Genomic DNA, 22,060 nt, shown 5'->3' on the forward strand with positions numbered 1-22,060 from the left:
ATTCGCTTGGTGTGGGCCATAAGATGGAATACCATAATCTCAACGAACGACATTCACGGCCTCGGCCCCCGACAGGAGAACGATATGAAGCTGGAAGTGCGCAAGCTGGTCACTTACGTCGAAGAGACTTTCATTGAAGGCGGCAAGGAGGCGGCGCGGCCCCTAAAGCTGTTCGGCGCGGCGGCCGTGTTGCGTAACCCGTGGGCGGGGCGGGGCTTCGTCGAAGACCTGAAGCCCGAAATTCACGCGCTGGCGCCGCAACTCGGCGAAATGCTGACGGCGGAAGTGCTGCGCGTGGCCGGTTCCGGCGATGCGGTCGAAGGCTACGGCAAGGCGGCGATCGTCGGCACATCGGGCGAAATCGAGCACGCGTCGGCGCTGATTCACACGCTGCGCTTCGGCAACCACTACCGCAACGCGGTCGGCGCGAAGAGCTATCTGAGCTTCACGAATCTGCGCGGCGGCCCGAACTGCCCGATCTCGATTCCGCTGATGCACAAGCACGACGAGGGCATGCGCTCGCACTACCTGACCGTGCAGTTTTCGATCGTCGATGCGCCTGGGCCCGACGAACTGGTCATCGCGCTCGGCGCGTCGATCGGCGGCCGTCCGCATCACCGCATCGGCGACCGTTATCAGGACCTGAAGGAGCTCGAGTCCCATGAGGCCTGAACTCGCGTCCGGGTGTGGCGAGGCGCTGGGCACGAGCTACAGCGTCTACGCGCCGCGCTCGGAAGAAGCGCGCGCCACGGTCGTGCTGATCCACGGCGTGGGGATGAACCAGAGCGTCTGGTCGCCGCAGATCGGAGCCTTGAGCACACGCTACCAGGTCATCGTGTACGACATGCTCGGCCACGGCGACAGCGTGCTGCCGAGCGCCGCGCCGACGCTCGACGAATACGCGGCGCAACTGAAGTTGCTGCTCGACGCGATGCGGATCGAACGCGCACACGTGGTCGGACACTCGATGGGCGCGCTCGTCGCACTCGAATTTGCGCTGACGCATCCACAACGCACGTTGAGCGTCGTCGCGTTGAACGCGGTGTACGACCGCACACCGGCGCAGCGCGAAGCCGTGATGACGCGCGCCGCGACGCTCGGCGACGCGCCCCTGGATACGGGGGTCGACGCCACGCTGTCACGCTGGTTCGGCGACCCGGTTCCGGGTCATCTGACCCAGGCGGCGCAAGCCGTGCGCGGGCTGCTGCTGTCCGTCGATCCCGTCGGCTACGCGCGCACCTACCGGCTCTTCGCCAGCTCGGACGATGCGCACGTCGGCCGTCTCGCCAGCCTCGCCGTGCCCGCGCTGTTTCTCACGGGCGAGTGCGATCCGAATTCGAGTCCCGCGATGTCGCGTGCGATGGCGGCGGTCGCCCCGTTCGGCCGCGCGGAGATCATCGCGAACGAGCGGCACATGATGAACGTCACCGATCCCGAGGGCGTCAATGAACGGCTGCTTGGCTTCCTCGCCGAAGCGTCGGCTCAGGAAGCGGCGCATGAATCGATCAACGGAGAACGTCATGACTGAGCAGACCATTGGACAGGCCTTCGACCCGGTCGAATTCCGTCGTGCACTCGGCGCATTCGTGACGGGCGTGACGGTTGTCACGACGATTCAGCCGGACGGCTCGCCGCGCGGTTTCACGGCCAACTCGTTCACGTCGGTGTCGCTCGATCCGCCGCTGATTCTCGTGTGCATCGCGAAGACCGCATCAAGCTATGAAGTGTTTTCGCAGACACGCCACTTCGCCGTGAGCGTGCTGGCCGAGGATCAGAAGGCCGTGTCCGGCGTGTTCGCCTCGAAAGCGGCGGACAAGTTCGCGCAGGTCGCCTGGCAGACGCGCGCCACGGGCGCACCCGTGATGGACGGCGCGGCGGCCACTTTCGATTGCACGACGCACGAAGTCGTCGATGCCGGCGATCACATCATTCTGATCGGGCGCGTAGTCGACTTTCTTCATACCAGCTCGTCGCCGCTTGGTTATTGCCGCGGCGCCTATGTGAACTTCAGTCTGTCGCAGGACGCATTGGCGGCGGCCGGTTCGCGCGCGCAAGTGGGCGCGATTCTCGAACACCGCGACGGACTCGTGCTGCTGGATACGCCGAAGGGCCTGCAGTTGCCGACCGGCATCAAGCTGGAACCCGCGAGCGACGCGGCGAGCCTGCGCGGCGTGCTGGCGAAGCTTGGCCTCGAAGCGCATCTCGACTTTATCTTTGCCGTATTCGAATCGGGCAGCGGGCCGGCGTCGAGTGTACAAATCTACTATCGCGGCCGCGTGATCGACAGCGGCGCGGCGTGGATCGACAGCACGATCCGCATCGTCCCGCTGGCGCAGATTCCGTGGCATGAACTGCGCGACGACGCGGTGCGCTCCATGCTCGAACGTTACGTGCGCGAGCGCAGCGAAGACGCGTTCGGCATCTATGTCGGCGACACGGAAGCCGGCAAGGTGCAGACGCTCGCGCTCGCGCATTGAGTGCATAGCACGGTTCAATCCGCCGACGAATCCAGTCGCGCACCACGCGCGGCCCGCAGCACGGCACCGGAGTCAGTGCCAAGGCACGAACTCCGGTCGACACGGGAGAGGAATCATCATGAAGTTTTCGTTGTTTCTGCATATGGAGCGGTACGACACCACCACGTCGCATCGCGAACTGTTCGACCAGATGACCGAGCTGGTGCAGATCGCCGAGCGCGGTGGTTTCGAAACAGCGTGGATCGGCGAGCATCACGCGATGGAATTCACGATCGCGCCGAATCCTTTCGTCAATCTGTCGTATCTGGCCGCGAAGACGGAACGCATTCGTCTGGGCACGGGCACCGTGATCGCGCCGTTCTGGCATCCGATCGCGCTGGCGGGCGAGGCGGGTATGGTCGACGTCGCGAGCAACGGGCGGCTCGATCTGGGTATCGCACGCGGTGCGTACTCGTTCGAATATGAGCGTCTGTTGCCGGGCCTCGATGCGATGGGCGCCGGTGCGCGCATGCGTGAACTGGTGCCCGCGCTGCGCAAGCTCTTCAAGGGCGATTACGCGCATCAGGGCGAGTTCTGGTCATGGCCCGCGTCGACGCCCGTGCCGCGTCCCATCCAGCAACCGCATCCGCCGATGTGGCTCGCCGCACGCGACCCGAACTCGCATGCGTTCGCCATTGCGAATGGCTGCAACGTGCAAGTCACGTCGCTGGCGCAGGGCGACGCCGAAGTCGTGAGCCTGATGGAGCGCTTCAACGCCGCGTGTGCGGCGCATCCCGAGGTGCCGCGTCCGCAGGTGATGATGCTGATGCACACATTCGTCGGTGCGGATGCCGCCGAAGTGGATGCGGCGGTGGAAGACCTCGCGCGCTTTTATCGCTACTTCAGCAAATGGTTCAAGAACGAGCGGCCGGTCGAGCAGGGCTTCATCGAGCCGCTGACGGATGCCGACGTCGAGATGTTCCCGCAGTACTCGTCCGAAGCGATTCGCAAGAATCTGGTGATCGGCGAGCCGAAGCAGGTGATCGCGCGCCTCAAGGGCTATGAGGAACTCGGCTACGACCAGTACAGCTTCTGGCTCGACAGCCATATGAGCTTCGAGCGCAAGCGCAAGTCGCTGGAGCTGTTCATTTCCGACGTGATGCCTGCATTCGACGCGCGCTGACGCGTACGCCTTTGTTGTTAACTCCACGGAGTGGCTGACATGGTCCAGCGGTTCCAGCAATACATCGACGGTGCGTTCGAAGATCCGCGCGAGCATTTCGACAGCATCGATCCCTCGACGGGCGACGTATGGGCGAGCATGCCTGCCGCCGGCGCGGACGACGTCGACCGTGCGGTGCGTGCGGCGCATCGCGCGCTCAACGATCCCGCATGGGCGAATCTCACGGCAAGCGCGCGCGGCAAGCTGCTCTACCAACTCGCCGATCTCGTCGCGCAACATGCGCCGCGTCTGGCGGAACTCGAAACCCGGGACACGGGCAAGATCATCCGCGAGACGCGCAGCCAGATCGGCTACGTGGCGGAGTACTACCGCTATTACGCGGGCCTCGCGGACAAGATTCAGGGCGCGTGGCTGCCGGTCGACAAACCCGATATGGAAGTCACGCTGCGGCGCGAGCCCGTGGGTGTGGTCGCGGGCATCGTGCCGTGGAATTCGCAGTTGTTTCTGTCGGCGGTGAAGCTCGGTCCCGCGCTCGCCGCGGGTTGCACGATCGTCCTCAAGGCGTCGGAAGAGGGACCTGCACCGTTGCTCGAATTCGCGCGGCTGGTACACGAAGCGGGCTTTCCGAAAGGCGTCGTCAATATCGTGACCGGCTTCGGCAACGATTGCGGGCGCACGCTGACGAGTCATCCGCTGGTGTCGCGCATCGCGTTCACCGGCGGACCGGAAACGGCGCGTCACGTGGTGCGCAATTCGGCGGAGAACCTCGCGGCGATGTCGCTGGAACTCGGCGGTAAGTCGCCCGTGCTGGTGTTCGACGACGCCGATCTCGACAGCGCCTGCAACGCCGTCATCGCGGGCATTTTCGCGGCGACGGGACAAAGCTGCGTCGCCGGTTCGCGTCTCGTCGTGCAACGCGGTATTCACGATGCGCTGATCGAGAAGCTCGTCGCGAAGGCGCAGGCGATTCGCATCGGCAATCCGCAGGACATGGCCACCGAGATGGGACCGCTCGCCACCCGCCGTCAACTTGAACACATCGAGAAAGTGCTGCGCGCGAGCGTCGAAGCGGGTGGACGCATTCTCACCGGCGGCAAGCAACCGGACGGTGCAGGGCAGGGCAACTACTTTTTGCCGACCATCGTCGACTGCGCGAACCCGCAGGTGCCGAGCGTGATGGAAGAACTGTTCGGACCGGTGCTGAGCGTCGTCACGTTCGATACCGAAGCCGATGCCGTCGCGCTCGCCAACGACACACGTTATGGCCTCGCATCCGGCGTGTTCACGCGCGACCTGACGCGCGCGCATCGGCTCACGCGCGCTTTGCGCGCCGGCATCGTATGGGTCAACACGTATCGCGCGGTGTCGCCGATCGTACCGTTCGGCGGCTACGGCCTGTCCGGCCTCGGCCGCGAAGGCGGCATGGAAGCGGTGCTCGAGTACACGCGCACGAAGTCCGTGTGGATCCGGACCTCGGACGAGCCGATCGCCGATCCGTTCGTGATGCGCTAAGCCGTCAACACTCGCAACCGGGAGCACGCATGTTCTACGAAATCCGCACCTATCGCATCAGGACGGGCGCCGTGCCCGCCTATCTGAAACTCGTGGAGGAAGAGGGCATCGAGTTGCAGAAGCGGTATCTGGGTCAACTGGTCGGCTACTTCTTTTCGGAGATCGGACCGCAGAACCAGATCGTGCATATCTGGGCCTATCCGAGTCTCGACGAACGCGAACGACGCCGTGCCGCGCTCGCTGAAGATCGCGCGTGGCAGGTTTTCGCGCCGAAGATTCAGGCGTTGATGGAAGAGATGGAAAACAGAATCATGAAGCCAGCGCGTTTTTCGCCGCTTGCCTGAGAGAGCGTTCGACTGGCCGCCGTATCCGTTGTTTCGATAACCACCCGATACACACGTTTCCCTGGAGATTGACATGAGCAGCAGAAGCATCACGTTTATCGCCCCGCTGATTGCGCTCTGCGCAGCGACGTTTGCGGCGGCGCCGGTCCTTGCCGCGGACCCGATTGTCTTCACGAGCTGGGGCGGCACCACGCAATCGTCGCAACAGAAAAACTGGGCGCAGCCGTTCACGCAGGCGACCGGCGTCAACGTGCTGATGGATGGCCCGACGGACTACGGCAAGCTCAAGGCGATGGTCGACAGCGGCAATGTGAACTGGGATGTTGTCGACGTGGAAGGCGATTTTGCCTACGCCGCGCAGCAGGCAGGGTTGATTGAGCCGATCGACTATTCGGTCGTCAAGAAAGACGACCTGGATCCGCGCTTCGCCACGCCGGATGCGGTGGGCAGCTTCTATTACTCGTTCGTGCTCGGCTACAACAAGGCGAAGTACACGGGCGCGCAGCCAACCACCTGGGCCGATCTGTTCGACACGAAGAAATTCCCCGGCAAGCGCACGTTCTATAAATGGTCGGCACCCGGCGTGCTCGAAATCGCGCTGCTCGCCGACGGCGTGGCGCCCAACAAGCTCTATCCGCTCGACCTCGACCGCGCGTTCAGGAAACTCGACACGATCAAGGGCGATATCGTCTGGTGGAGCGGCGGCGCGCAGTCGCAGCAACTGCTCGCGTCGGGCGAGGCGCCCGTCGGCATGTTCTGGAACGGCCGTTTGCATGCGCTCGAACAGACCGGCGTGCCGGTCGGCATTTCGTGGAACCAGAACCTGACGGCCGCCGACATGCTGGTGATTCCGAAGGGCGCGAAGCACAAGGCCGAGGCAATGAAATACCTCGCCGCCGCCACGAGCGCGCAGGCGCAGGCAAAGTTCGCGACGGATACCGGCTATGCACCGATCAACGTGAAGTCGGCCGCGCTGATGTCGCCCGCCGTTGCCAGGACGCTGCCCGATCAGTACAAGTCCTCGCAGATCGATCTCGACATGAAGTACTGGGCCGAGAACCGCGATGCGATCGCCAAGCGCTGGTATGCGTGGCAGTCGAAATAAGCGTGCGGCACGTGAGCGCTGTGTAGCAATCGGAGTGGATGGGAGACACCATGCCTGATGTTCTGAGTACCGTCGCGCATCCCCCCGCGACGGCCACGCGCCGGCGCCGCGACTGGCGCAGCATCCGCCTGCTCGCGCCCGCGTTGTTGCTGCTGGTGATCTTCTTTCTGTTGCCGGTGCTGTCGCTGCTGTTGCGCAGTGTGCTCGAACCGACGCCGGGGCTGAGCAACTACGCACAACTGCTCGGCTCGACGACCTATCTGCGCGTGTTCGGCAATACGTTTCTGGTCGCGACGGTCGTGACGCTGGCGACCCTCGCGATCGGATTCCCGACCGCATGGCTGCTCGCCATCGCGCCACGCAAGCTGAGTTCGCTGCTGTTCGCGATCCTGCTGCTTTCCATGTGGACCAACCTGCTGGCGCGCACGTTCGCCTGGATGGTACTGCTGCAACAGACCGGGCCGATCAACCGTCTCCTGATGGCGCTCGGCGTGATCAGCGAGCCGCTGACACTCGTCAACAACCTGATCGGCGTGACCATCGGCATGACCTACATCATGCTGCCGTTCCTGGTGATGCCGCTGCACGCGACGCTGCGCAGTATCGATCCGTCGACCTTGCGTGCCGCCGCGATCTGCGGCGCGAGCCGTTGGCAGGCATTCTGGCGCGTGCTGGTGCCGCTTGCGATGCCGGGCATCGCCTCGGGCGCGTTGATGGTGTTCGTGATGGCGCTCGGCTACTTCGTCACGCCCGCACTGCTCGGCGGCGCGCAGTACATGATGCTCGCGGAACTCATCGCCCAGCTCGTGCAGCAACTGCTGAACTGGGGCCTCGCCGGTGCGGCCGCCTTCGTGCTGCTCGCCGTGACGCTCGCGCTGTACACGCTGCAACTGCGCTTCACGGGCAGTGCGCGCGCCAATCCGGGAGGCCGCTGAGATGAAACAAGCCCCACGCTCACTCTGTTCAATGCCTCATGAGGGGGCCGCGGCCTGCCTCAAGGCCGCCCGGCGGGAGGACTGACATGCTGCTCGATTTCGATCGTCTGGGCGCGCTGCGCTATATGTTGCTCGCCGTCGGCGCCGCCGTTGCGCTATTTCTCCTGCTGCCGATCGTGTTCATCGTCGCGCTGTCGTTCGGCGATTCGCAATGGCTGATCTTTCCGCCGCCGGGTTGGACGCTGGAGTGGTACCGCCAGCTTTTCACCGACGCCGGCTGGATCGACTCGCTGCTGACGAGCGCGAAGCTCGCGGCAATCGTCACGGTGCTGTCGGTGCTGATCGGTTTTCTCGCTTCGCTGGCACTCGTGCGCGGCAGGTTTCGCGGACTCAACGCCGTGCAAGCGTTCTTCCTCACGCCGATGGTGCTGCCGGTCGTGGTGCTGGCCGTCGCGCTGTACGCGTTCTTTCTGCGCATTGGCCTGAACGGCACGATGACGGGTTTCGTGATCGGCCATCTGATCATCGCGCTGCCGTTTTCGATCATCTCGATCAGCAACTCGCTGTCGAGCTTCGACACGGCGCTCGAAGATGCGGCGCTGATCTGCGGTGCATCGCCGCTGGAAGTGAAGTTGCGCGTCACGTTGCCCGCGATCCGCCTCGGCCTCTTTGCCGCCGCGATCTTCTCGTTCCTCGCGTCGTGGGACGAAGTGGTGGTGTCGATCTTCATGTCGAGCCCGACCTTGCAGACGCTGCCTGTGCGCATCTGGGCCACGCTGCGGCAAGACCTGACGCCTGTCGTGGCGGCGGCGTCTTCGCTGCTGGTCGGATTGACGACCGTATTGATGCTGGCTGGCGCCTTGCTGCGCCGCGTACGATAACCGGGGTAAATGAGCCATGACTTCTGCATTCCTGCAAATCCAGCGGCTGCGCAAGACCTACGACGACGTCGTCGCCATCGACCAGGTGTCGCTCGATGTCCGCAAGGGCGAGTTCATGACCTTTCTCGGGCCGTCCGGCTCAGGCAAGAGCACCACGCTCTATATCGTCGCGGGCTTCCAGGAACCGAGCGAAGGGCGCGTGCTGCTCGACGGCAAGCCGCTGCTCTCGGTCGCGCCGAACAAGCGCCACATCGGCATGGTGTTTCAGCGCTATACGCTGTTTCCGCACCTGACAGTGGGCGAGAACATCGCCTTTCCGTTGCGCGTGCGCCGCCGTCCTGACGCCGAAGTGAAGGCCAAGGTCGAACAGATGCTCAAGCTCGTGCATCTGTCCGAGTGCCGCGACCGGATGCCCGCGCAATTGTCGGGCGGGCAGCAGCAACGCGTCGCGATTGCCCGCGCGCTCGCCTATGATCCGCCCGTGCTGCTGATGGACGAACCGCTCTCCGCGCTCGACAAGAAACTGCGCGAGGAAATCCAGCTCGAATTGCGCCGCATTCATCAGGAGACGGGCGTCACGATTCTGTATGTGACGCACGATCAGGAGGAGGCGTTGCGGCTGTCGGATCGCATCGCCGTGTTCAACAAAGGGCGTATCGAGCAGGTCGGCACCGGCGAGGAGCTGTATGCAAATCCGGCGTCGCGTTTCGTCGCGAGCTTTATCGGCAACTCGAATTTCCTGCCGGTGCGGGTGACGTCGAACAACGACGGCCGCATGAACGGCGTGTTCCCGAACGGCCATACGGTGAGCTCGGGCAGCTTCAACCCGGTGCTCACGGCGGGCGACGAAGGCACGCTGATGATCCGCCCGGAGCAGATGCGCATTCATGCGCTGCGCAACGCAGACAGCGCGGCGGGTTTGCCCGTCACCGTGCGCGATATCACGTATCTCGGCGACGCGATGCATTACGCCGTCGCGACACCCTGGCAGCAGGAGATTTCGATTCGCATGCCGGCGGGACATCGCCATGACAGTGGGTTGTCGGTCGGCACGCAGGCACTCGTCGATTGGGACACGCGCGATGTGCGGCTGTTCGCTCAGGCATGAGCACGGCGATGCACACCATGAACGACGCTTTGCCTTCGCTGAAAGTCGAACGCCGCACCACGACGTTGCGTGAACTCGCGCTCGAGAAAATACGCACCGCGATTCTGGAGGCGCATTTTCGTCCGGGTGAACGGCTGGTCGAGCGTTCGCTGTGTGAGGAACTGGGTGTGAGCCGGACCGTCGTGCGCGAGGTTTTGCGGCATCTGGAGACGGAAGGGCTGGTCGATTCGATACCGAATCAGGGGCCGATCGTCGCGCGGCTGGATGCCGATACGGCCGCGGAAATCTACCAGATTCGCGCGCTGCTGGAAGGCGATGCAGCGATGGCTTGCGCGCAGCATGCGGACGATGCGGTGATCGCGCTGCTGGCCGGGTACATTGCGAGCATCCAGCAGGCGTTCGAAGTCCACGCACATCAGACGGTACGTGAGCTCACGACCGCGTTTTACGAGGCAATGTTCCGTGGCGGCGGCAAGAACGTGTCGTGGGAAATAGTGCAGACGCTCAATGCGCGGATAAACCGCTTGCGCGCCATGACGATCGCCTCCGACGACCGTGGCCGACAGGCCGTGCAGGAGATGAACTGTATTCTCGATGCGATCCGCGCGCACGACGCGCAGCGGGCGCGCGATGCGGCTATAGCTCATGTGGCCAGGGTCGCGGATATTGCGGCGCAATTGCTGCAGCAGGTTTTGGGGGAGGCATAGGCTGACAGGTGCGGCAGTGCTCGCCATCCGTTAGCGTGACCGGCTCCATGGTCAGCGTCGCCTCACGATCGCGGTGTTTCCGGCTGTGAGCCGGGCGCGCTTCAAACCCGCGCAAGGCCGTCGTGATCGAGAATCCGGATGTCCTTGCCGTGTGTGTCGAGCAACCCGTCGCGCTGGAATCTGGAGAGCATCCGGCTCACGGTTTCGAGTTTGATCCCCAGATAGCTGCCAATTTCCTCGCGTGTCATGCGCAGGTGAAATTCGGCTGGCGAATAGCCGCGCATTCTCAGGCGGTCCGACAGGTTCAGCAGGAATGTCGCCACACGCTGTTCGGCGGACATTGTGCCGAGCAGCATCATCTGCGACGACTCGCGCACGATCTCGCCACCCATCATCCGGTGCACATGCTGTTGGACCGCTTTGACTTCGCGGCACATGGCCTCGAGCAGATGAAACGGAATGATGCAGACCTTGCTGTCCTCGAGCGCCACGGCATCGCAACTATGGTGGCCGGAGCATACGCCGTCCAGACCCAGCGAGTCGCCGGCGAGATGGAAGCCGGTGACATGCTCGCGGCCGTCGCGATGCATGACGACGGTCTTGAATGAGCCTGCGCGCACGGCATAGATGCTCTGGAACGAGTCGTTCGCGCGATAGATCGTCTCGCCCTGTTTGATGGTCCGCGACGGGCAAATCAGCGATTCGATCCCTTGCAATTCCTCGGGTGTCAGGCCTTGCGGCATGCAGATCGAGCGCATCGAGCAGGCCGAGCAACGCCGCACGTCCTTGCGCGGCGCGCCTGCACTCAGCGGCATTTGCGCGGCGGCGGCCGATGCCGGCGGGCGGATCAGCGCGGGCGCGATGACGGAATAGGCGGCGACGTCAGACATGATGTGCTCCTGATTGTAGAAAGGGGCGAGTGCGATGTTCACAGGCAATTCGCTGGATCGTGTTTCGCGCGAGATCGAATTCGCTGGTCTTGTCAAAAAAGTAGTGGGCGCCACTCGTCAGGCATGCGCGCCGGAACCAGGCACCTGAATGATTCGTCAGCACCATGACGATCACATGCGGCTTATTTTGTGCAAGCAAGGCCAACAGTTCCATGCCGGTGCCGCCGCTCAGATGCAGCTCCGTCACGACCAGATCGGCCGCGCTCCTGTCGATGCCCGCGAATGCCGCACCGGGCTCTTCGGCTTCGCCGACGATCTCCACGCCGTCGAGTGCGCCGAACAGCGCGGCCATACGGCGCAACACCAATACGGCATCGTCGACGAGAAAAACACGCAGGGCGGGGCAGGCAGTGTTTGAGTTCATGGCTCGAAGTATCGGCCGCGCTGTCTCAAAATGAAATCGGCGCGGAATGAGCTTCGAGTAGGCGAGTGGGAAGGTTTGTAGGGTATTTCCTACAGCACAATGAAGCAGATCAGGGAGTCCCCGGAATGCGCCGCGTGCAGTCTGTGCGGTCTGTCAGGCGAGGAGATCGTGCGGCCCCGGGATTCGCCAGCGTCCCAGCCCGCCGGCGCAGGGACGCAAATCGGTCTACATGCCGTCTTCTTCGTCGCTGACCAGTTTGTGCCGTATCGCGTAGCGCACCAGCGCGGCTTCGTGAGGCATCTGCATTTTTTCGAGAATGCGTGTTTTGTATGTGCTGACGGTCTTGCTGCTCACGCACAGTTCGGCCGCGATCTCCGTGATCGTCTGACCGGCGGCAAGACGCTTCAGCACGTCGAATTCCCGATCGGACAGACGCTGGTGCGGCAGCTGATCGGCAGGTTCGTTGAGGCTTTGCGCGAACCGTTCGGCCATCGCGAGGCTCACGTAGACACCGCCGGCGGCGACCTTGGTGACGGCCGCCACGAGTTCGGCGCTGGCGCTTTCCTTCGTCAGGTAGCCGGACGCACCGGCCTTGAACGCACGCACCGCATATTGCTGCTCGGCGTGCATGGTCAGTACGAGAATGCGCAGCGCCGGCTTTTCTTCCTTGATCTGCTTGATTAACTCGACACCGTTGCGCCCGGGCATCGACAGGTCGAGCACCAGCACGTCGGCGGGCTGGGCGCGGATCAGCGCGACGGTGCTGGCGCTGTCGCTCGCTTCGCCGGTCACTTCGAAGCCGCTCGCGCTGCGCAGGATGTGGCGCAGTCCGTCGCGCACCAGCGCGTGGTCGTCGGCAATCAGGACGCGGGTCATGTCTGCATTTCCTGAATTTGCACGGTCTCCGCCGGAATAGTGACTGTCAGCACGAAACCTTCACCGTGCCCGCTACGAATCTCGACCGTGCCGCCGAGCATGTGCGCGCGTTCGCGAACGCCAAGCAGGCCGAACGACTTGCCCGCCGGCTCGGCTGCCTGATGCGCGCCTTGGCCATTGTCGGCAATGCGCAGGACGAAGGATCGATTGGCAGCGCGCAGGCTGAGCATGACCAGCGTTGCATCGGCGTGGCGCGCCACATTGGTCAGCGCCTCCTGCACGATCCGGAACAGCGCGGTGGCGCCTGCCGGGCTGAAGCGCGCGTCGCCGGTTTCGATAGCACGCTCCACGTCGATGCCGTAGCGGTTAGTGAAATCGGTCACGAGCCATTCGATCGCGGGAATCAGTCCGAGGTCGTCGAGCATGACCGGCCGCAGATCGGCCGCGATGCGGCGGACCGAGGCCACGGTTGCGTCAATCAGTCTGCGCATGCCTTGCAACTGTTCACGCAGCGGCGCGCCGGTCGGCGCGTCCAACGCCTGTTCGACCGACGAGATGTCCATTTTCAGCGCGGTGAGTTGCTGGCCCAGGTCGTCGTGCAGCTCGCGTGCAATGCGCGTTTTTTCGTCTTCACGAATCTTCTGCAGATTGGCCGACAGTTCGCGCAATTCCTCACGCGCCTGCTGCTGCGCTTGCTCTGCTTTGACGCGTTCTGTAATGTCGCGCAGCATCACCGTGTACAGGCGGGTGTCGCCGTCGCGGATCTGTGAGATCGAGGCTTCGAGCGGGAATTCCTCGCCATTGGCGCGCAGGCCCGAAAGCACGCGCTGCTTGCCCATCCGGCGGTCCGACACGCCGGTTACGCCGAATTGCTCGACATGCCGCGCGTGCGCCGAGCGGAACCGCTCCGGGATGAAGCGGGCGAGCGGCGTGCCAATCGCGTCCATGGCAGAGCAGCCGAAGACCTGTTCCGCCATCGGATTGAAGATGACAATCCGATGCTGTTCGTCGATGGTGATAATCGCTTCCATCGAGGAGCGGATGATCGCCATCATGCGGGTTTCATCCACGCCGGACTGGCTGATCCCGGCGTTTGCCTCGCCACCTGCGCAAGCGCCGGCGCGAACTCCGCGCATGAACACGAACGTGCCTGCCGCCAGAAGAAAGGCGGCGCCGACGCACATGAACGAAGCTGGGTCGAACCAGCGCCGCGCTGCCAGCATGACGGCAAGCGTCGCAACGAACGCTGCCGCAGCCGCGTAGGCGGGCCGTGCCGGCAACGAGCCCAGGCGCTTGCGTAACGCGGTGCGGTGCGGCGTGGACGTCTTACCGCTGACGGGCATGTGCGCCTCTTCCGGGGTAGCTGGCAATGAGGATCGGCGCCGCCTGACAACGTCGGGGCGGCGCCGCGCATGGCGAACACGTCTGCTCCTGGGGGATTCATCGGGGCGGCGTAGCCGCAGGCCGGGGAAACACCGCGCGGACGGCGTGTATTTGCGCTAATTGTCCGTGAAACGACGCAGTCGTGCCAGTGCCGAGGCGCCGCGCGGGCGAACGGCTTGCTCATCCCGTTGGGACGGGTGCCGACGTGCTGGCCCGGTATCGACGCGCCACTCAATGCGACATCAGCACCGGCACGGTCATCGACTTGAGAATCGTGCGCGTGGCGCCTCCCATCACCAGTTCGCGCCAGCGGGCATGGCCATAGCCGCCCATCACCAGCAGATCGGCGCCGCGGTCGGCCACCTGCGAGAGCAGCACCTCGCCGACCGAGCCGCCCGGTCCCGTTTCGATATCGGCGACCTCGACACGCACGCCATGCCGCGCAAGCACGGTAGCGATGTCCGCGCCGGGAATGCGGGCGTGCTCGTCCAGGCCGTTGACGGTGAGGATCGTGGTGCTTTGCGCCGCGCGCATGAACGGCAAGGCGTCGTGCACGGCGCGCGTGGCTTCGCGGCTGCCGTCCCACGCGACCAGAATGCGGCCGCCTGTCGACCTTTCGTTGCTCGCAAAGGGCACCAGCAATACCGGGCGGCCGCTGGTCAGAATCAGGTTTTCCGGGAAAAAATCGCCGACATACGACTCCGGATCTCCCGGGTTGTCCTGGCCGGCTACGATCAGGTCGGCGCAGCGTCCCAAGCGCGGAACGGCGAGACTGGCGGGTTCGTCGATGGCGATCCATTCGCCTTGCACGTCGGCGCGCCGGAGTTCGGCGTGAAACAGCCGTTCGAGCGCCGCACGCCGCTCCGCGCGCCTCGCTTGATGCTCCTGGTAGTACGCCGCGGTCCCGGCCATCACGTAGAGCGAGCGCGGATCCGGGCTGAACACGGCGAACGCGCCGGTCAGATGGGCGCCGAACTGTTTGGCCAGCCGCAGCGCGATTTCGAGCCGCGGATGGGCGTTCGGGCTGGTGTCGAGATGGATCATGACAGTCGCTCCTGGAAGGGACGGTGACGCTCGGATAAGTGAGCTTGAGTCTAGGAACGATGGCGGCGGCCTCGTTGATGTAGATCAACGTCGGCTGTGGCGCCGCACGTGAACGCGGTGTTTGACCTGGGTCATGCCCTAAGGCTCCTTGCCGCCTATGCTCCCTGACATGCGCTGCGGCAGTGCTTGCGCCGATGCGTTTCCTCCGGAGGAGCGAGTCATGTCCGAACCCCGCGTTCTAGTCGTTTTCTTTTCCCGCACCGGCACCACGCACATGCTTGCATCCACGCTTGCCGGGATGCTGTCCGCCGATCTCGAAGAAATCTGCGATTTCACCGAGCGGCGCGGAGCCTCGGGGTATATACGCTGTCTGATCGACTCGTGGCGCAAGCGGCCGGCTGAGATTGTCCCGGCAGGGCGGGATACCGCGCAGTACGACCTTGTCGTGGTGGGCACCCCCGTATGGGCGGGTTCGGTGTCGGCGCCAATCCGCGCGTATCTGCTCGAGAACCAGATGAAGTTCAGGCATGTCGCGTTCTTTTGCACTTGCGGCGGCCTCGGCAGTCAATCCGCCTTTGAGGAAATGCGCATGCTGGCCGGAAGAGCGCCGGTTGCACAATGCAAGGTGAGCGCCGCCGAAGTGCAGCGCGGTGTGGCGGCCGTGTCGCTGGCGCTTTTCGTGAGTACGCTGAAACGTCATCTCGCTCACTATAAGGCGCTGGAATGGGCCTGCTGATCTGCACCGCGTTCAGACCGGCAGCAGCATCATGGCCGCTGCCACGCCCATCACCGCAGCCGCGATTGAACCGAGCGCGAGGAGCGGCCGGCTTGCGGAGCGATGGTAGGGCACGAGGATCTGCAGCAGCAGCGTGGCGAACACGAAGCACACTGTCATCATGTGACGGTCGATGCCGCACGCGTGCCGAACGGCGCGTAAGGCCGCTGGCACACGGCGCGAAATGTGAATTGCCCGTATTTGTCTGTTAGTGGCTGCGCAACGCAGAAGCCGCGCCGTACACCACGCGCGGATCGTGCTGACCTTTGTACACCGCCGGCGCGGAGCGGTTCAGACCGAGCAGCGTGTACACAGCGGTCTGCGCGGAGCGAACCGAATATTCGACGGTGAACACCACGTCGTTCGGCAACTCGCAAAACTGTCCGACGAACGCGAGGTTTGCCCAGCCTTCCGGTATGACGTGCGGCCGGTCGCCGTGCCTGCGCCGCAGGAACTGGCTGGTGATGAAGGGCATCAGGCACGGAATGCAAATCGCGTCGTCGAGAATACGCGATGCTTCAGCCTGAACGTGCAGATGACCGAGAAGCTCCGTCATGATTTCGCGGCCCGTACATTCCGCCATCGGCTTGCCGACGAAATTGCCCGGCCGGTCGACGAAGAGGCCATAGCCCCAGAACACCTCGACGTCCTTCGGCTGGCCGATGAAATGCGGCTGGTGCGGCAACACGATCGAGGCAAGCCAGTTCGATTGCGGGAAGGTGATCAGGCCGCCTTCGCCGGGCACGTTGCCGGTCAGATCGCGGATCTGGCTGAACAGCGTCGGATCATGCAGCGTCGCGGTAAAAGAGAGCCATGTGGATTCGTCGACATGATCGGCAAAAACGGAGGGATGTCCGAATTCGGTTCGGCCTGCCGCGATGGTTTTCCAGAGTGCCCACGCGCCGCTGCTGTCGTCGTGATTGAGCACGGCAGGGCGATTCGTGCCGCCGAGGCTCGAGCCTGCCGTCATCGAGCCGAGCGTGACGATAACCTTGTCCGGTTCACTGACGGTAATCTCGATGCGACGGTTTTCGTGTTCGCAGACAATGCCCGCAACCCGGTTCAATGCGCCGCTTTCGTCAAAGCGCAGATCGACGACCCGCGTGCCGGTGCGAAATCTCACACCGTGTTCGTCGAGCCATTTGCGCAGCGGCCGCACCATCGAATCGTACTGGTTGTAGACCGTGCGCATGATGCCATGCAACTGGTTGAAACCCGGCGTCATATGCGCGAAACGCAGCAGATAGCGCCTGAATTCGGCCGCGCAATGCCAGGGCTGGAAAGCGAACGTCGTGCACCACATGATCCAGAAGTTGGTCTCGAAGAAGTCCGGCTCGAAATGGTCGGAAATCCGGCTGTCGCCGAGCAGCGCTTCCGGTTCCAGAGAAAGACGGCCGAGCGTGAGCAGGTGCGTGTCGGCGAGCCCGTAAGGCGGCGTGTCTTCACGGCGGCCATTGCGCACGAGCCGCGCTTTGGACGAGGTGCGGATCGTCTCGTTCCACTCGAAAATCTCTTTTGTGACGCTGCTGCGGCCGTCGAGCGCAGGAATCGAGTCGAACAGATCGTAAGTGCACAGATACTTGCTCTCTAGCATGCGGCCGCCGCGCACGACATAGCCTTCCTGCGGCGTACCGGCGCCGTCGAGGCTGCCGCCCGGTTTGTCGAGTGCTTCGAGAATCGTGATGCGGCAGCCGGGCATATTGGCGTCGCGAATCAGAAACGCGGCGGCCGCCAGCGACGCTATGCCGCCGCCGACGAGATAGAAATGGCCGGATGCGAGCGCCTCGCCACGCGCCTGATCCGTGACCGGAGGCACGCCAGGGTATGCGGAATTGTTCATGTGATGGTTTCCGTAAGGTGATGGCCGTGGACGTATCGACCATACCCGCACAGAGGGGCGGCTCGTTGAGTTGGATCAATGGGGTGCGACTGGGATCGCCTGTGCAGCACGAGTGATTCACACGCAGGTTTGGCAAGAGCGTAGTACTGGATTCACACGCCCCAGCAGGCGAGCGCGGCCGTTACCGGCACGGTCGCGTTCAAACGGGCGGATGCACAGACTGCGCGCCACTGTCGCGGCGTTGACGCAGGTCAATCGGCGGGGGCGAATAGCACCGATGATGTCCTCATCAGCTTGCTGTCGTTCGATGCTTGAGTTCGTGACTTCAAGTGCCGCGACGACGGAGGGTATGAAAGTCCGCGCGGAGGTGGCATGGGAATCGATATGCAGATCGTGTACTTCGGATTTGCAGGGTCCGCGCAAATCGAAGCTGAAGCTGCCGCGCAGTTCGTGCGCCTCGAACGGTTCGGCAACTCCATTTCTGGTTGCCATCTTGCAGTCGAGGTCATTCACGAGCACCCGTCAAACGTTGTGCGTGGGGAGGTTCCAGTCGCGCCACGCGGAGTGCTGGCGGCGGCGTCGGGCCACATCATGTTCGACGCGCGACTCGATCTGGTGCTGCGCAATGGCGAACTGGTGCCGCTCGAACATCGGCAGAGCCCTGATCCCAACGTCGCGGTGCGCACGGCTTTCGACGCGGCCGAACGTCTACTCGAACGCGGCGGAGCGCGCATCTGATACAGGCCGCACTCACCCGGATATCGCGACGGGCGTCGCCTCAACAAGGATCCGCCCGAGCGTCATATGAGGGGAGGGAGCGCTCGGGTGCGCGCCGGTCAGACGCTCGCACCCGTTTCGTCGATTCCACGGCTCAGTCGAGTTTCAGCACGATGCGGCCATCGACGTTCCCGCTCTTCAGTTCGGCGAAAACATGATTGATGTTGTCGAGCCGATCGAGGTGGATTCGGGCGCGGACACGGCCTTCTGCGGCGAAGTCGAGTGATTCCTGCAAGTCCTTGCGTGTGCCGACAATGGAACCTCGCACGGTAATGCCGTTGAGCACCGTGGAGAAGATCGGCAGCGGGAAGTCACCCGGTGGCAATCCGTTCAGCGCGATGGTGCCGCCACGGCGCACCATGCCCAGTGCCTGAGCGAAAGCGCTGCGTGAGACGGCGGTGACGAGTACGCCGTGCGTTCCGCCGATTTCCTTCTGGATCGCCGCCGCGGCATCGCCTTCCGCGGCGTTGAACGTTAGCGTCGCGCCGAGCTCGCGAGCGAGAGCGAGCTTGTCGGCGGATATGTCGACCGCTACTACGCGCAGGCCCATCGCGATCGCGTATTGAACCGCGACGTGGCCGAGGCCGCCGATCCCCGAAATCGTGATCCATTGACCCGGCCGCGTGTCCGTCATGCGAATGCCTTTGTAGACGGTCACGCCCGCGCAGAGGATCGGCGCGATCTCTTCGAACGCAACAGCCGACGGCAGATGGCCGACATAGTTCGGATCGGCCAGTACGTACTCTGCGTATGCACCGTTGACGGAATAGCCGGTATTGTGCTGCTCGTGACACAGCGTTTCCCAACCGCCAAGGCAATGCTCACAATGACCACAGGCGGTATAAAGCCACGGCACGCCGACGCGATCGCCTTCCTTGACGTGTTTGACGTCCTCGCCGACGGCAGCGACGTAGCCGACGCCTTCGTGGCCCGGAATGAAGGGCAGGGTGGGCTTGACCGGCCAGTCGCCGTCAGCTGCGTGCAGATCCGTGTGACACACGCCGGACGCCTTGACATTGACGAGGATCTGCCCACGCCCGGGCTTCGGGACAGGGATCTCTTCGATACGCAGCGGAGCGCCGAATTCGTGGACGACAGCGGCTTTCATCATTTGGGCCATGGCCTTTCTCCATCGGTTGGGAAGACAAACGGTATGGCGACCATTCGACCGCATACGGCCGATTCCGGGTTGATTTGAGTCAAGCAGCGGGTGCTGTCACCGCGAACGGATCTGTAGTTGCCCGGAACAGCCTTCGGGATGATCCATGTCAATCGATAGGATGCCCTGCGAGCCTAAGCTCAAACCATACGAGCGTTTGCCGGGTTCCGGATACTGACGGCTGAGCCGGGCCGGGCCCGTGAATTCAATGATCCTAACTGTTCAGGAGTCGTACCATGCGCGCATCTGATGTCATGACCGGCAACGTCATCTCGGTCACACCCGACATGACTGTTCGAGAGGTTGCCCGAATTCTCGTCGACAACGGCATCAGCGGCGCGCCGGTGCTGGAGTCAGACGGTCATGTCGCCGGCATGATCAGCGAAGGCGATCTGCTTCGCCGCGCCGAGATCGGCACCGACGAGCGCACGCGAACCTCGTGGCTCGATCTCTGGTCCGCGAGCCATGAAGCGCGGGACTACATCAAGACCCACGCGGTGAAAGTGCGCGACGTAATGACCACCGATGTCGTGACCGTTCAGCCCGACACGCCGCTCGGCGAAGTGGCCGGCATTCTCGAGACGCGGCGCATCAAACGTGTTCCCGTGACGAAAGCGGGGCAACTCGTAGGCATTGTGAGCCGCGCCAATCTCGTCCAGGCGCTGGCAAGCGTGCCGGATGAGCCGGCATCGGATGCGACGCTCTCGGACGCCGAGATCCGCGCGATGTTGATGGGCGAACTGGCTGGCCGTAAGTGGAGCTTCGCCGGCCGCAATATCGTTGTCACGGACGGCGTCGTGCATCTGTGGGGCATTTTCCATTCGCTGGAAGCCGTTGACGCGGTTCGTGTGGCCGCGCAAGGCATACCCGGCGTGAAGCGCGTGGAGGATCACACCGAGCCTTATCCAGTGATGCCCGGCATCTAGCAGACGGTGGCCAGAACGGTTCAGCAGTCGGGATTGCAGGCGCCATGACTCAGTTCATTCCTGGGCAATGGCTCCGTGCGGAAAACGTGGGCTTCGACACACTGTTCGGCATCACTTCAGCCGGGGTACCGGCCGTTGGTCGGCATACGCACCGCGAAAGCGGACATTTGAACGTGGCTAGAAGCGGACATTTCTAAATGGCTAGAACACGACATTTCTATAAAGCTACTACTACACTACACTGTCCCCGCCAAGTTCAAATGTCGGGGTCTGCGCTAAATTGAAATGTCGGGTTTTGCTGTGCTGCTGTGCTTTTTCTTATGTTTTTGGGGTGGGCGGCGCAGCCGCCCACCCCCTGTTCTTCATGTTTTTTGATGCTCACCTCGTGAACGGCCTGCGTGACATCCGCTAGCGTGATCGCCCGCTGTTTCTTCAAGCCCGCAAGCGCCTTCCTTGCCCGGACGTCTTCGCCAAGATGGGTGCGTGAAGGCGAGCCGGAAACGCGCCGGTCATCGCGCTGCGCCTGCACCAGCCGCGCAACCGCCAGTGCCGCGGACAGCCGCTTGTTCTCAACCTCCGCGCCCTGATCAATCTGCGTGATCCGGTCATATTCGCGACAGGGCAACACACGGCCCGCCGCCTGAATCTCTATGGCTCCGTTCCGGTATTCAACGACCTCAACGTATTCATGCATCAGACGCCGGTTTGCCTCGGTGTCCTGCAACAGGTACATCACCCTGTCGTACTGCACTGTCAGCGCATTGGAGACCTTGCGCGCCACGCGATAGGCCAGGATCTGCTTCAGGTCCTCGTCATCACGCAGCGGCCGGTGCGCGTTGTGGTCGCTCTTCGGTGGCTTGCCGAAGCGCCGGTTGAAATCGGCGATGAAGGAGGGCGCATAGGCATTGGCGGCTTCCCGCGTACTGATGTTACGCAACCTCAGTTCCTTGACGAGCCGGTCCTGCAACGTCAGGTTGGCGCGCTCGACACGCCCCTTGGCCTGACTCGTGTTCGCACAGAACGCCTCGATATTGAGCTGATACAGGGCGCGGCCGAACTGTGTGACGCCTTTGCCAGCCGTGCTCGCCCGATCCTTGACGTAGAACACGCTGAACTTGTCGCTATAGAACGCGACGGGCTTGCCGTGTGCTGCCAGATACGTCGACAGGGCCTCAAAATAGCTGAAGGTCGATTCCGTCGCCGTGAAGTGAAGCGTCATCAGCCTGCCAGTCGCATCGTCGATAAACACCAGCAGCGTGCAGGCCGGCGCACGCTCCTCGAACCAGCGGTGATCGCTGCCGTCAATCTGGATCAGTTCACCCAGGCACGCGCGGCGGTTGCGGGGCTGGTACACCTTGGGCGGCCGATCCTTGCGGGGAATCCACAGGCCGGCGGCCATCATCAGCGCGCGCACCGTCTCGACCGACAGACTGATGCCGTGACATTCCCGAAGCTTCTCGCACGCCAGTGTTGGCCCGAAATCGGCATAGCGCTCGCGAATGATGGCCACCGCGCGTCGCGACACACCGTCGGACAATTGATGATTTCCCGGCCGACCACGTTTGCCCGAGACCAGTCCGGCAACTCCTGCGGCCTGATAGCGCTGCACGAGGCGCTCAATCTGACGCACACTTAACGCAAGCCGGTCCGCTGCCTGGCCCGGCTTCAGACGCCGCTCGCAAACGGCCTGCACGACCTTCAACCGGTCCAGCTCGGTCATCGACATGGTGATCGT

At 63.4% G+C, this 22,060-nt stretch carries 23 protein-coding genes; 14 read left to right on the forward strand and 9 right to left on the reverse strand.

What is annotated here, in order from left to right:
* The first annotated feature begins 84 nt into the window (after positions 1-84).
* From DSC91_RS36160 to DSC91_RS36210, 11 genes are all read left to right on the forward strand, one after another.
* Positions 85-672 carry an amino acid synthesis family protein gene (locus tag DSC91_RS36160; RefSeq protein ID WP_115783235.1) on the forward strand — a complete coding sequence of 196 codons (588 nt, stop codon included), beginning with the start codon at positions 85-87 and terminating at the stop codon, positions 670-672.
* Complete coding sequence (locus DSC91_RS36165) at positions 662-1,528, forward strand: alpha/beta fold hydrolase (protein WP_115783236.1); 867 nt, start codon at positions 662-664, stop codon at positions 1,526-1,528. The genes DSC91_RS36160 and DSC91_RS36165 overlap by 11 nt, the downstream gene beginning before the upstream one ends.
* Positions 1,521-2,477 carry a flavin reductase gene (locus DSC91_RS36170; protein ID WP_115783237.1) on the forward strand — a complete coding sequence of 319 codons (957 nt, stop codon included), beginning with the start codon at positions 1,521-1,523 and terminating at the stop codon, positions 2,475-2,477. Before DSC91_RS36165 ends, DSC91_RS36170 begins: the two co-directional genes overlap by 8 nt.
* Positions 2,478-2,595: 118 nt before the next feature.
* On the forward strand, positions 2,596-3,639 hold the full coding sequence (locus DSC91_RS36175) for an LLM class flavin-dependent oxidoreductase (protein WP_115783238.1): 1,044 nt from the start codon (positions 2,596-2,598) through the stop codon (positions 3,637-3,639).
* 39 nt (positions 3,640-3,678) lie between these two features.
* On the forward strand, positions 3,679-5,151 hold the full coding sequence (locus DSC91_RS36180) for an aldehyde dehydrogenase (protein ID WP_115783239.1): 1,473 nt from the start codon (positions 3,679-3,681) through the stop codon (positions 5,149-5,151).
* 29 nt (positions 5,152-5,180) lie between these two features.
* Positions 5,181-5,495, forward strand: coding sequence for an NIPSNAP family protein (locus tag DSC91_RS36185; protein WP_115783240.1), 315 nt, complete (start codon positions 5,181-5,183; stop codon positions 5,493-5,495).
* A 73-nt stretch (positions 5,496-5,568) separates the two neighbouring features.
* A complete protein-coding gene (locus tag DSC91_RS36190; protein ID WP_115783241.1) occupies positions 5,569-6,600 on the forward strand; it encodes an ABC transporter substrate-binding protein in 1,032 nt (343 codons plus the stop codon).
* A 50-nt stretch (positions 6,601-6,650) separates the two neighbouring features.
* Positions 6,651-7,535, forward strand: coding sequence for an ABC transporter permease (locus DSC91_RS36195; RefSeq protein ID WP_115783242.1), 885 nt, complete (start codon positions 6,651-6,653; stop codon positions 7,533-7,535).
* Between the two features lie 86 nt (positions 7,536-7,621).
* Entirely contained in the window at positions 7,622-8,416 is a 795-nt protein-coding gene (locus DSC91_RS36200) for an ABC transporter permease (protein WP_115783243.1), read from the forward strand.
* Between the two features lie 16 nt (positions 8,417-8,432).
* Positions 8,433-9,524 carry an ABC transporter ATP-binding protein gene (locus tag DSC91_RS36205; protein WP_115783244.1) on the forward strand — a complete coding sequence of 364 codons (1,092 nt, stop codon included), beginning with the start codon at positions 8,433-8,435 and terminating at the stop codon, positions 9,522-9,524.
* Between the two features lie 17 nt (positions 9,525-9,541).
* Positions 9,542-10,231 carry a GntR family transcriptional regulator gene (locus tag DSC91_RS36210; RefSeq protein ID WP_115783647.1) on the forward strand — a complete coding sequence of 230 codons (690 nt, stop codon included), beginning with the start codon at positions 9,542-9,544 and terminating at the stop codon, positions 10,229-10,231.
* 101 nt (positions 10,232-10,332) lie between these two features.
* Here DSC91_RS36210 and fnr read toward each other — a convergent pair whose 3' ends face one another.
* The 5 genes from fnr to DSC91_RS36235 all read right to left on the reverse strand — a co-directional run bounded on the left by fnr (position 10,333) and on the right by DSC91_RS36235 (position 14,848).
* Positions 10,333-11,121: a fumarate/nitrate reduction transcriptional regulator Fnr gene (fnr, locus tag DSC91_RS36215; RefSeq protein WP_115783245.1), complete on the reverse strand. Its 789-nt coding sequence runs from the start codon at positions 11,119-11,121 to the stop codon at positions 10,333-10,335.
* A complete protein-coding gene (locus DSC91_RS36220; protein ID WP_115783246.1) occupies positions 11,114-11,545 on the reverse strand; it encodes a response regulator in 432 nt (143 codons plus the stop codon). Before DSC91_RS36220 ends, fnr begins: the two co-directional genes overlap by 8 nt.
* 225 nt (positions 11,546-11,770) lie before the next feature.
* Positions 11,771-12,421, reverse strand: coding sequence for a response regulator (locus tag DSC91_RS36225; RefSeq protein ID WP_115783247.1), 651 nt, complete (start codon positions 12,419-12,421; stop codon positions 11,771-11,773).
* A complete protein-coding gene (locus DSC91_RS36230; protein WP_115783248.1) occupies positions 12,418-13,764 on the reverse strand; it encodes a sensor histidine kinase in 1,347 nt (448 codons plus the stop codon). Before DSC91_RS36230 ends, DSC91_RS36225 begins: the two co-directional genes overlap by 4 nt.
* 271 nt (positions 13,765-14,035) lie before the next feature.
* Complete coding sequence (locus DSC91_RS36235; protein WP_115783249.1) at positions 14,036-14,848, reverse strand: universal stress protein; 813 nt, start codon at positions 14,846-14,848, stop codon at positions 14,036-14,038.
* A 220-nt stretch (positions 14,849-15,068) separates the two neighbouring features.
* Between DSC91_RS36235 and DSC91_RS36240 the strand changes: the two genes are divergently transcribed.
* A complete protein-coding gene (locus DSC91_RS36240; protein ID WP_115783250.1) occupies positions 15,069-15,584 on the forward strand; it encodes a flavodoxin family protein in 516 nt (171 codons plus the stop codon).
* Positions 15,585-15,596: 12 nt separating this feature from the next.
* Here DSC91_RS36240 and DSC91_RS36245 read toward each other — a convergent pair whose 3' ends face one another.
* Both DSC91_RS36245 and DSC91_RS36250 read right to left on the reverse strand, forming a co-directional pair.
* On the reverse strand, positions 15,597-15,746 hold the full coding sequence (locus DSC91_RS36245) for a hypothetical protein (RefSeq protein WP_162831426.1): 150 nt from the start codon (positions 15,744-15,746) through the stop codon (positions 15,597-15,599).
* An 85-nt stretch (positions 15,747-15,831) separates the two neighbouring features.
* Positions 15,832-17,463 carry an oleate hydratase gene (locus DSC91_RS36250; protein ID WP_115783252.1) on the reverse strand — a complete coding sequence of 544 codons (1,632 nt, stop codon included), beginning with the start codon at positions 17,461-17,463 and terminating at the stop codon, positions 15,832-15,834.
* A 372-nt stretch (positions 17,464-17,835) separates the two neighbouring features.
* Here DSC91_RS36250 and DSC91_RS36255 point away from each other — a divergent pair, with 372 nt between their 5' ends.
* The gene (locus tag DSC91_RS36255; protein WP_115783253.1) at positions 17,836-18,201 is read left to right on the forward strand and encodes a hypothetical protein; all 366 of its coding nucleotides are present in this window, start codon (positions 17,836-17,838) and stop codon (positions 18,199-18,201) included.
* Between the two features lie 133 nt (positions 18,202-18,334).
* Here DSC91_RS36255 and adhP read toward each other — a convergent pair whose 3' ends face one another.
* Positions 18,335-19,360 carry an alcohol dehydrogenase AdhP gene (adhP, locus tag DSC91_RS36260; RefSeq protein ID WP_115783254.1) on the reverse strand — a complete coding sequence of 342 codons (1,026 nt, stop codon included), beginning with the start codon at positions 19,358-19,360 and terminating at the stop codon, positions 18,335-18,337.
* Positions 19,361-19,635: 275 nt separating this feature from the next.
* Between adhP and DSC91_RS36265 the strand changes: the two genes are divergently transcribed.
* Complete coding sequence (locus DSC91_RS36265; RefSeq protein ID WP_115783255.1) at positions 19,636-20,325, forward strand: CBS domain-containing protein; 690 nt, start codon at positions 19,636-19,638, stop codon at positions 20,323-20,325.
* Positions 20,326-20,581: 256 nt separating this feature from the next.
* Here the strand turns inward: DSC91_RS36265 and DSC91_RS36270 are convergent, their stop codons facing one another.
* Complete coding sequence (locus tag DSC91_RS36270; protein WP_373291976.1) at positions 20,582-22,051, reverse strand: ISNCY family transposase; 1,470 nt, start codon at positions 22,049-22,051, stop codon at positions 20,582-20,584.
* Positions 22,052-22,060 lie beyond the last annotated feature (9 nt).

The sequence above is a fragment of the Paraburkholderia caffeinilytica genome (genome assembly GCF_003368325.1).
Classification (GTDB): domain Bacteria; phylum Pseudomonadota; class Gammaproteobacteria; order Burkholderiales; family Burkholderiaceae; genus Paraburkholderia; species Paraburkholderia caffeinilytica.

Coding starts and splice junctions, on each gene's coding strand:
- DSC91_RS36160 (WP_115783235.1), top strand. CDS start 85: ATGAAGCTGGAAGTGCGCAAGCTGGTCACTTACGTCGAAGAGACTTTC.
- DSC91_RS36165 (WP_115783236.1), top strand. CDS start 662: ATGAGGCCTGAACTCGCGTCCGGGTGTGGCGAGGCGCTGGGCACGAGC.
- DSC91_RS36170 (WP_115783237.1), top strand. CDS start 1,521: ATGACTGAGCAGACCATTGGACAGGCCTTCGACCCGGTCGAATTCCGT.
- DSC91_RS36175 (WP_115783238.1), top strand. CDS start 2,596: ATGAAGTTTTCGTTGTTTCTGCATATGGAGCGGTACGACACCACCACG.
- DSC91_RS36180 (WP_115783239.1), top strand. CDS start 3,679: ATGGTCCAGCGGTTCCAGCAATACATCGACGGTGCGTTCGAAGATCCG.
- DSC91_RS36185 (WP_115783240.1), top strand. CDS start 5,181: ATGTTCTACGAAATCCGCACCTATCGCATCAGGACGGGCGCCGTGCCC.
- DSC91_RS36190 (WP_115783241.1), top strand. CDS start 5,569: ATGAGCAGCAGAAGCATCACGTTTATCGCCCCGCTGATTGCGCTCTGC.
- DSC91_RS36195 (WP_115783242.1), top strand. CDS start 6,651: ATGCCTGATGTTCTGAGTACCGTCGCGCATCCCCCCGCGACGGCCACG.
- DSC91_RS36200 (WP_115783243.1), top strand. CDS start 7,622: ATGCTGCTCGATTTCGATCGTCTGGGCGCGCTGCGCTATATGTTGCTC.
- DSC91_RS36205 (WP_115783244.1), top strand. CDS start 8,433: ATGACTTCTGCATTCCTGCAAATCCAGCGGCTGCGCAAGACCTACGAC.
- DSC91_RS36210 (WP_115783647.1), top strand. CDS start 9,542: ATGAACGACGCTTTGCCTTCGCTGAAAGTCGAACGCCGCACCACGACG.
- fnr (WP_115783245.1), bottom strand. CDS start 11,121: ATGTCTGACGTCGCCGCCTATTCCGTCATCGCGCCCGCGCTGATCCGC.
- DSC91_RS36220 (WP_115783246.1), bottom strand. CDS start 11,545: ATGAACTCAAACACTGCCTGCCCCGCCCTGCGTGTTTTTCTCGTCGAC.
- DSC91_RS36225 (WP_115783247.1), bottom strand. CDS start 12,421: ATGACCCGCGTCCTGATTGCCGACGACCACGCGCTGGTGCGCGACGGA.
- DSC91_RS36230 (WP_115783248.1), bottom strand. CDS start 13,764: ATGCCCGTCAGCGGTAAGACGTCCACGCCGCACCGCACCGCGTTACGC.
- DSC91_RS36235 (WP_115783249.1), bottom strand. CDS start 14,848: ATGATCCATCTCGACACCAGCCCGAACGCCCATCCGCGGCTCGAAATC.
- DSC91_RS36240 (WP_115783250.1), top strand. CDS start 15,069: ATGTCCGAACCCCGCGTTCTAGTCGTTTTCTTTTCCCGCACCGGCACC.
- DSC91_RS36245 (WP_162831426.1), bottom strand. CDS start 15,746: ATGATGACAGTGTGCTTCGTGTTCGCCACGCTGCTGCTGCAGATCCTC.
- DSC91_RS36250 (WP_115783252.1), bottom strand. CDS start 17,463: ATGAACAATTCCGCATACCCTGGCGTGCCTCCGGTCACGGATCAGGCG.
- DSC91_RS36255 (WP_115783253.1), top strand. CDS start 17,836: ATGGGAATCGATATGCAGATCGTGTACTTCGGATTTGCAGGGTCCGCG.
- adhP (WP_115783254.1), bottom strand. CDS start 19,360: ATGGCCCAAATGATGAAAGCCGCTGTCGTCCACGAATTCGGCGCTCCG.
- DSC91_RS36265 (WP_115783255.1), top strand. CDS start 19,636: ATGCGCGCATCTGATGTCATGACCGGCAACGTCATCTCGGTCACACCC.
- DSC91_RS36270 (WP_373291976.1), bottom strand. CDS start 22,051: ATGTCGATGACCGAGCTGGACCGGTTGAAGGTCGTGCAGGCCGTTTGC.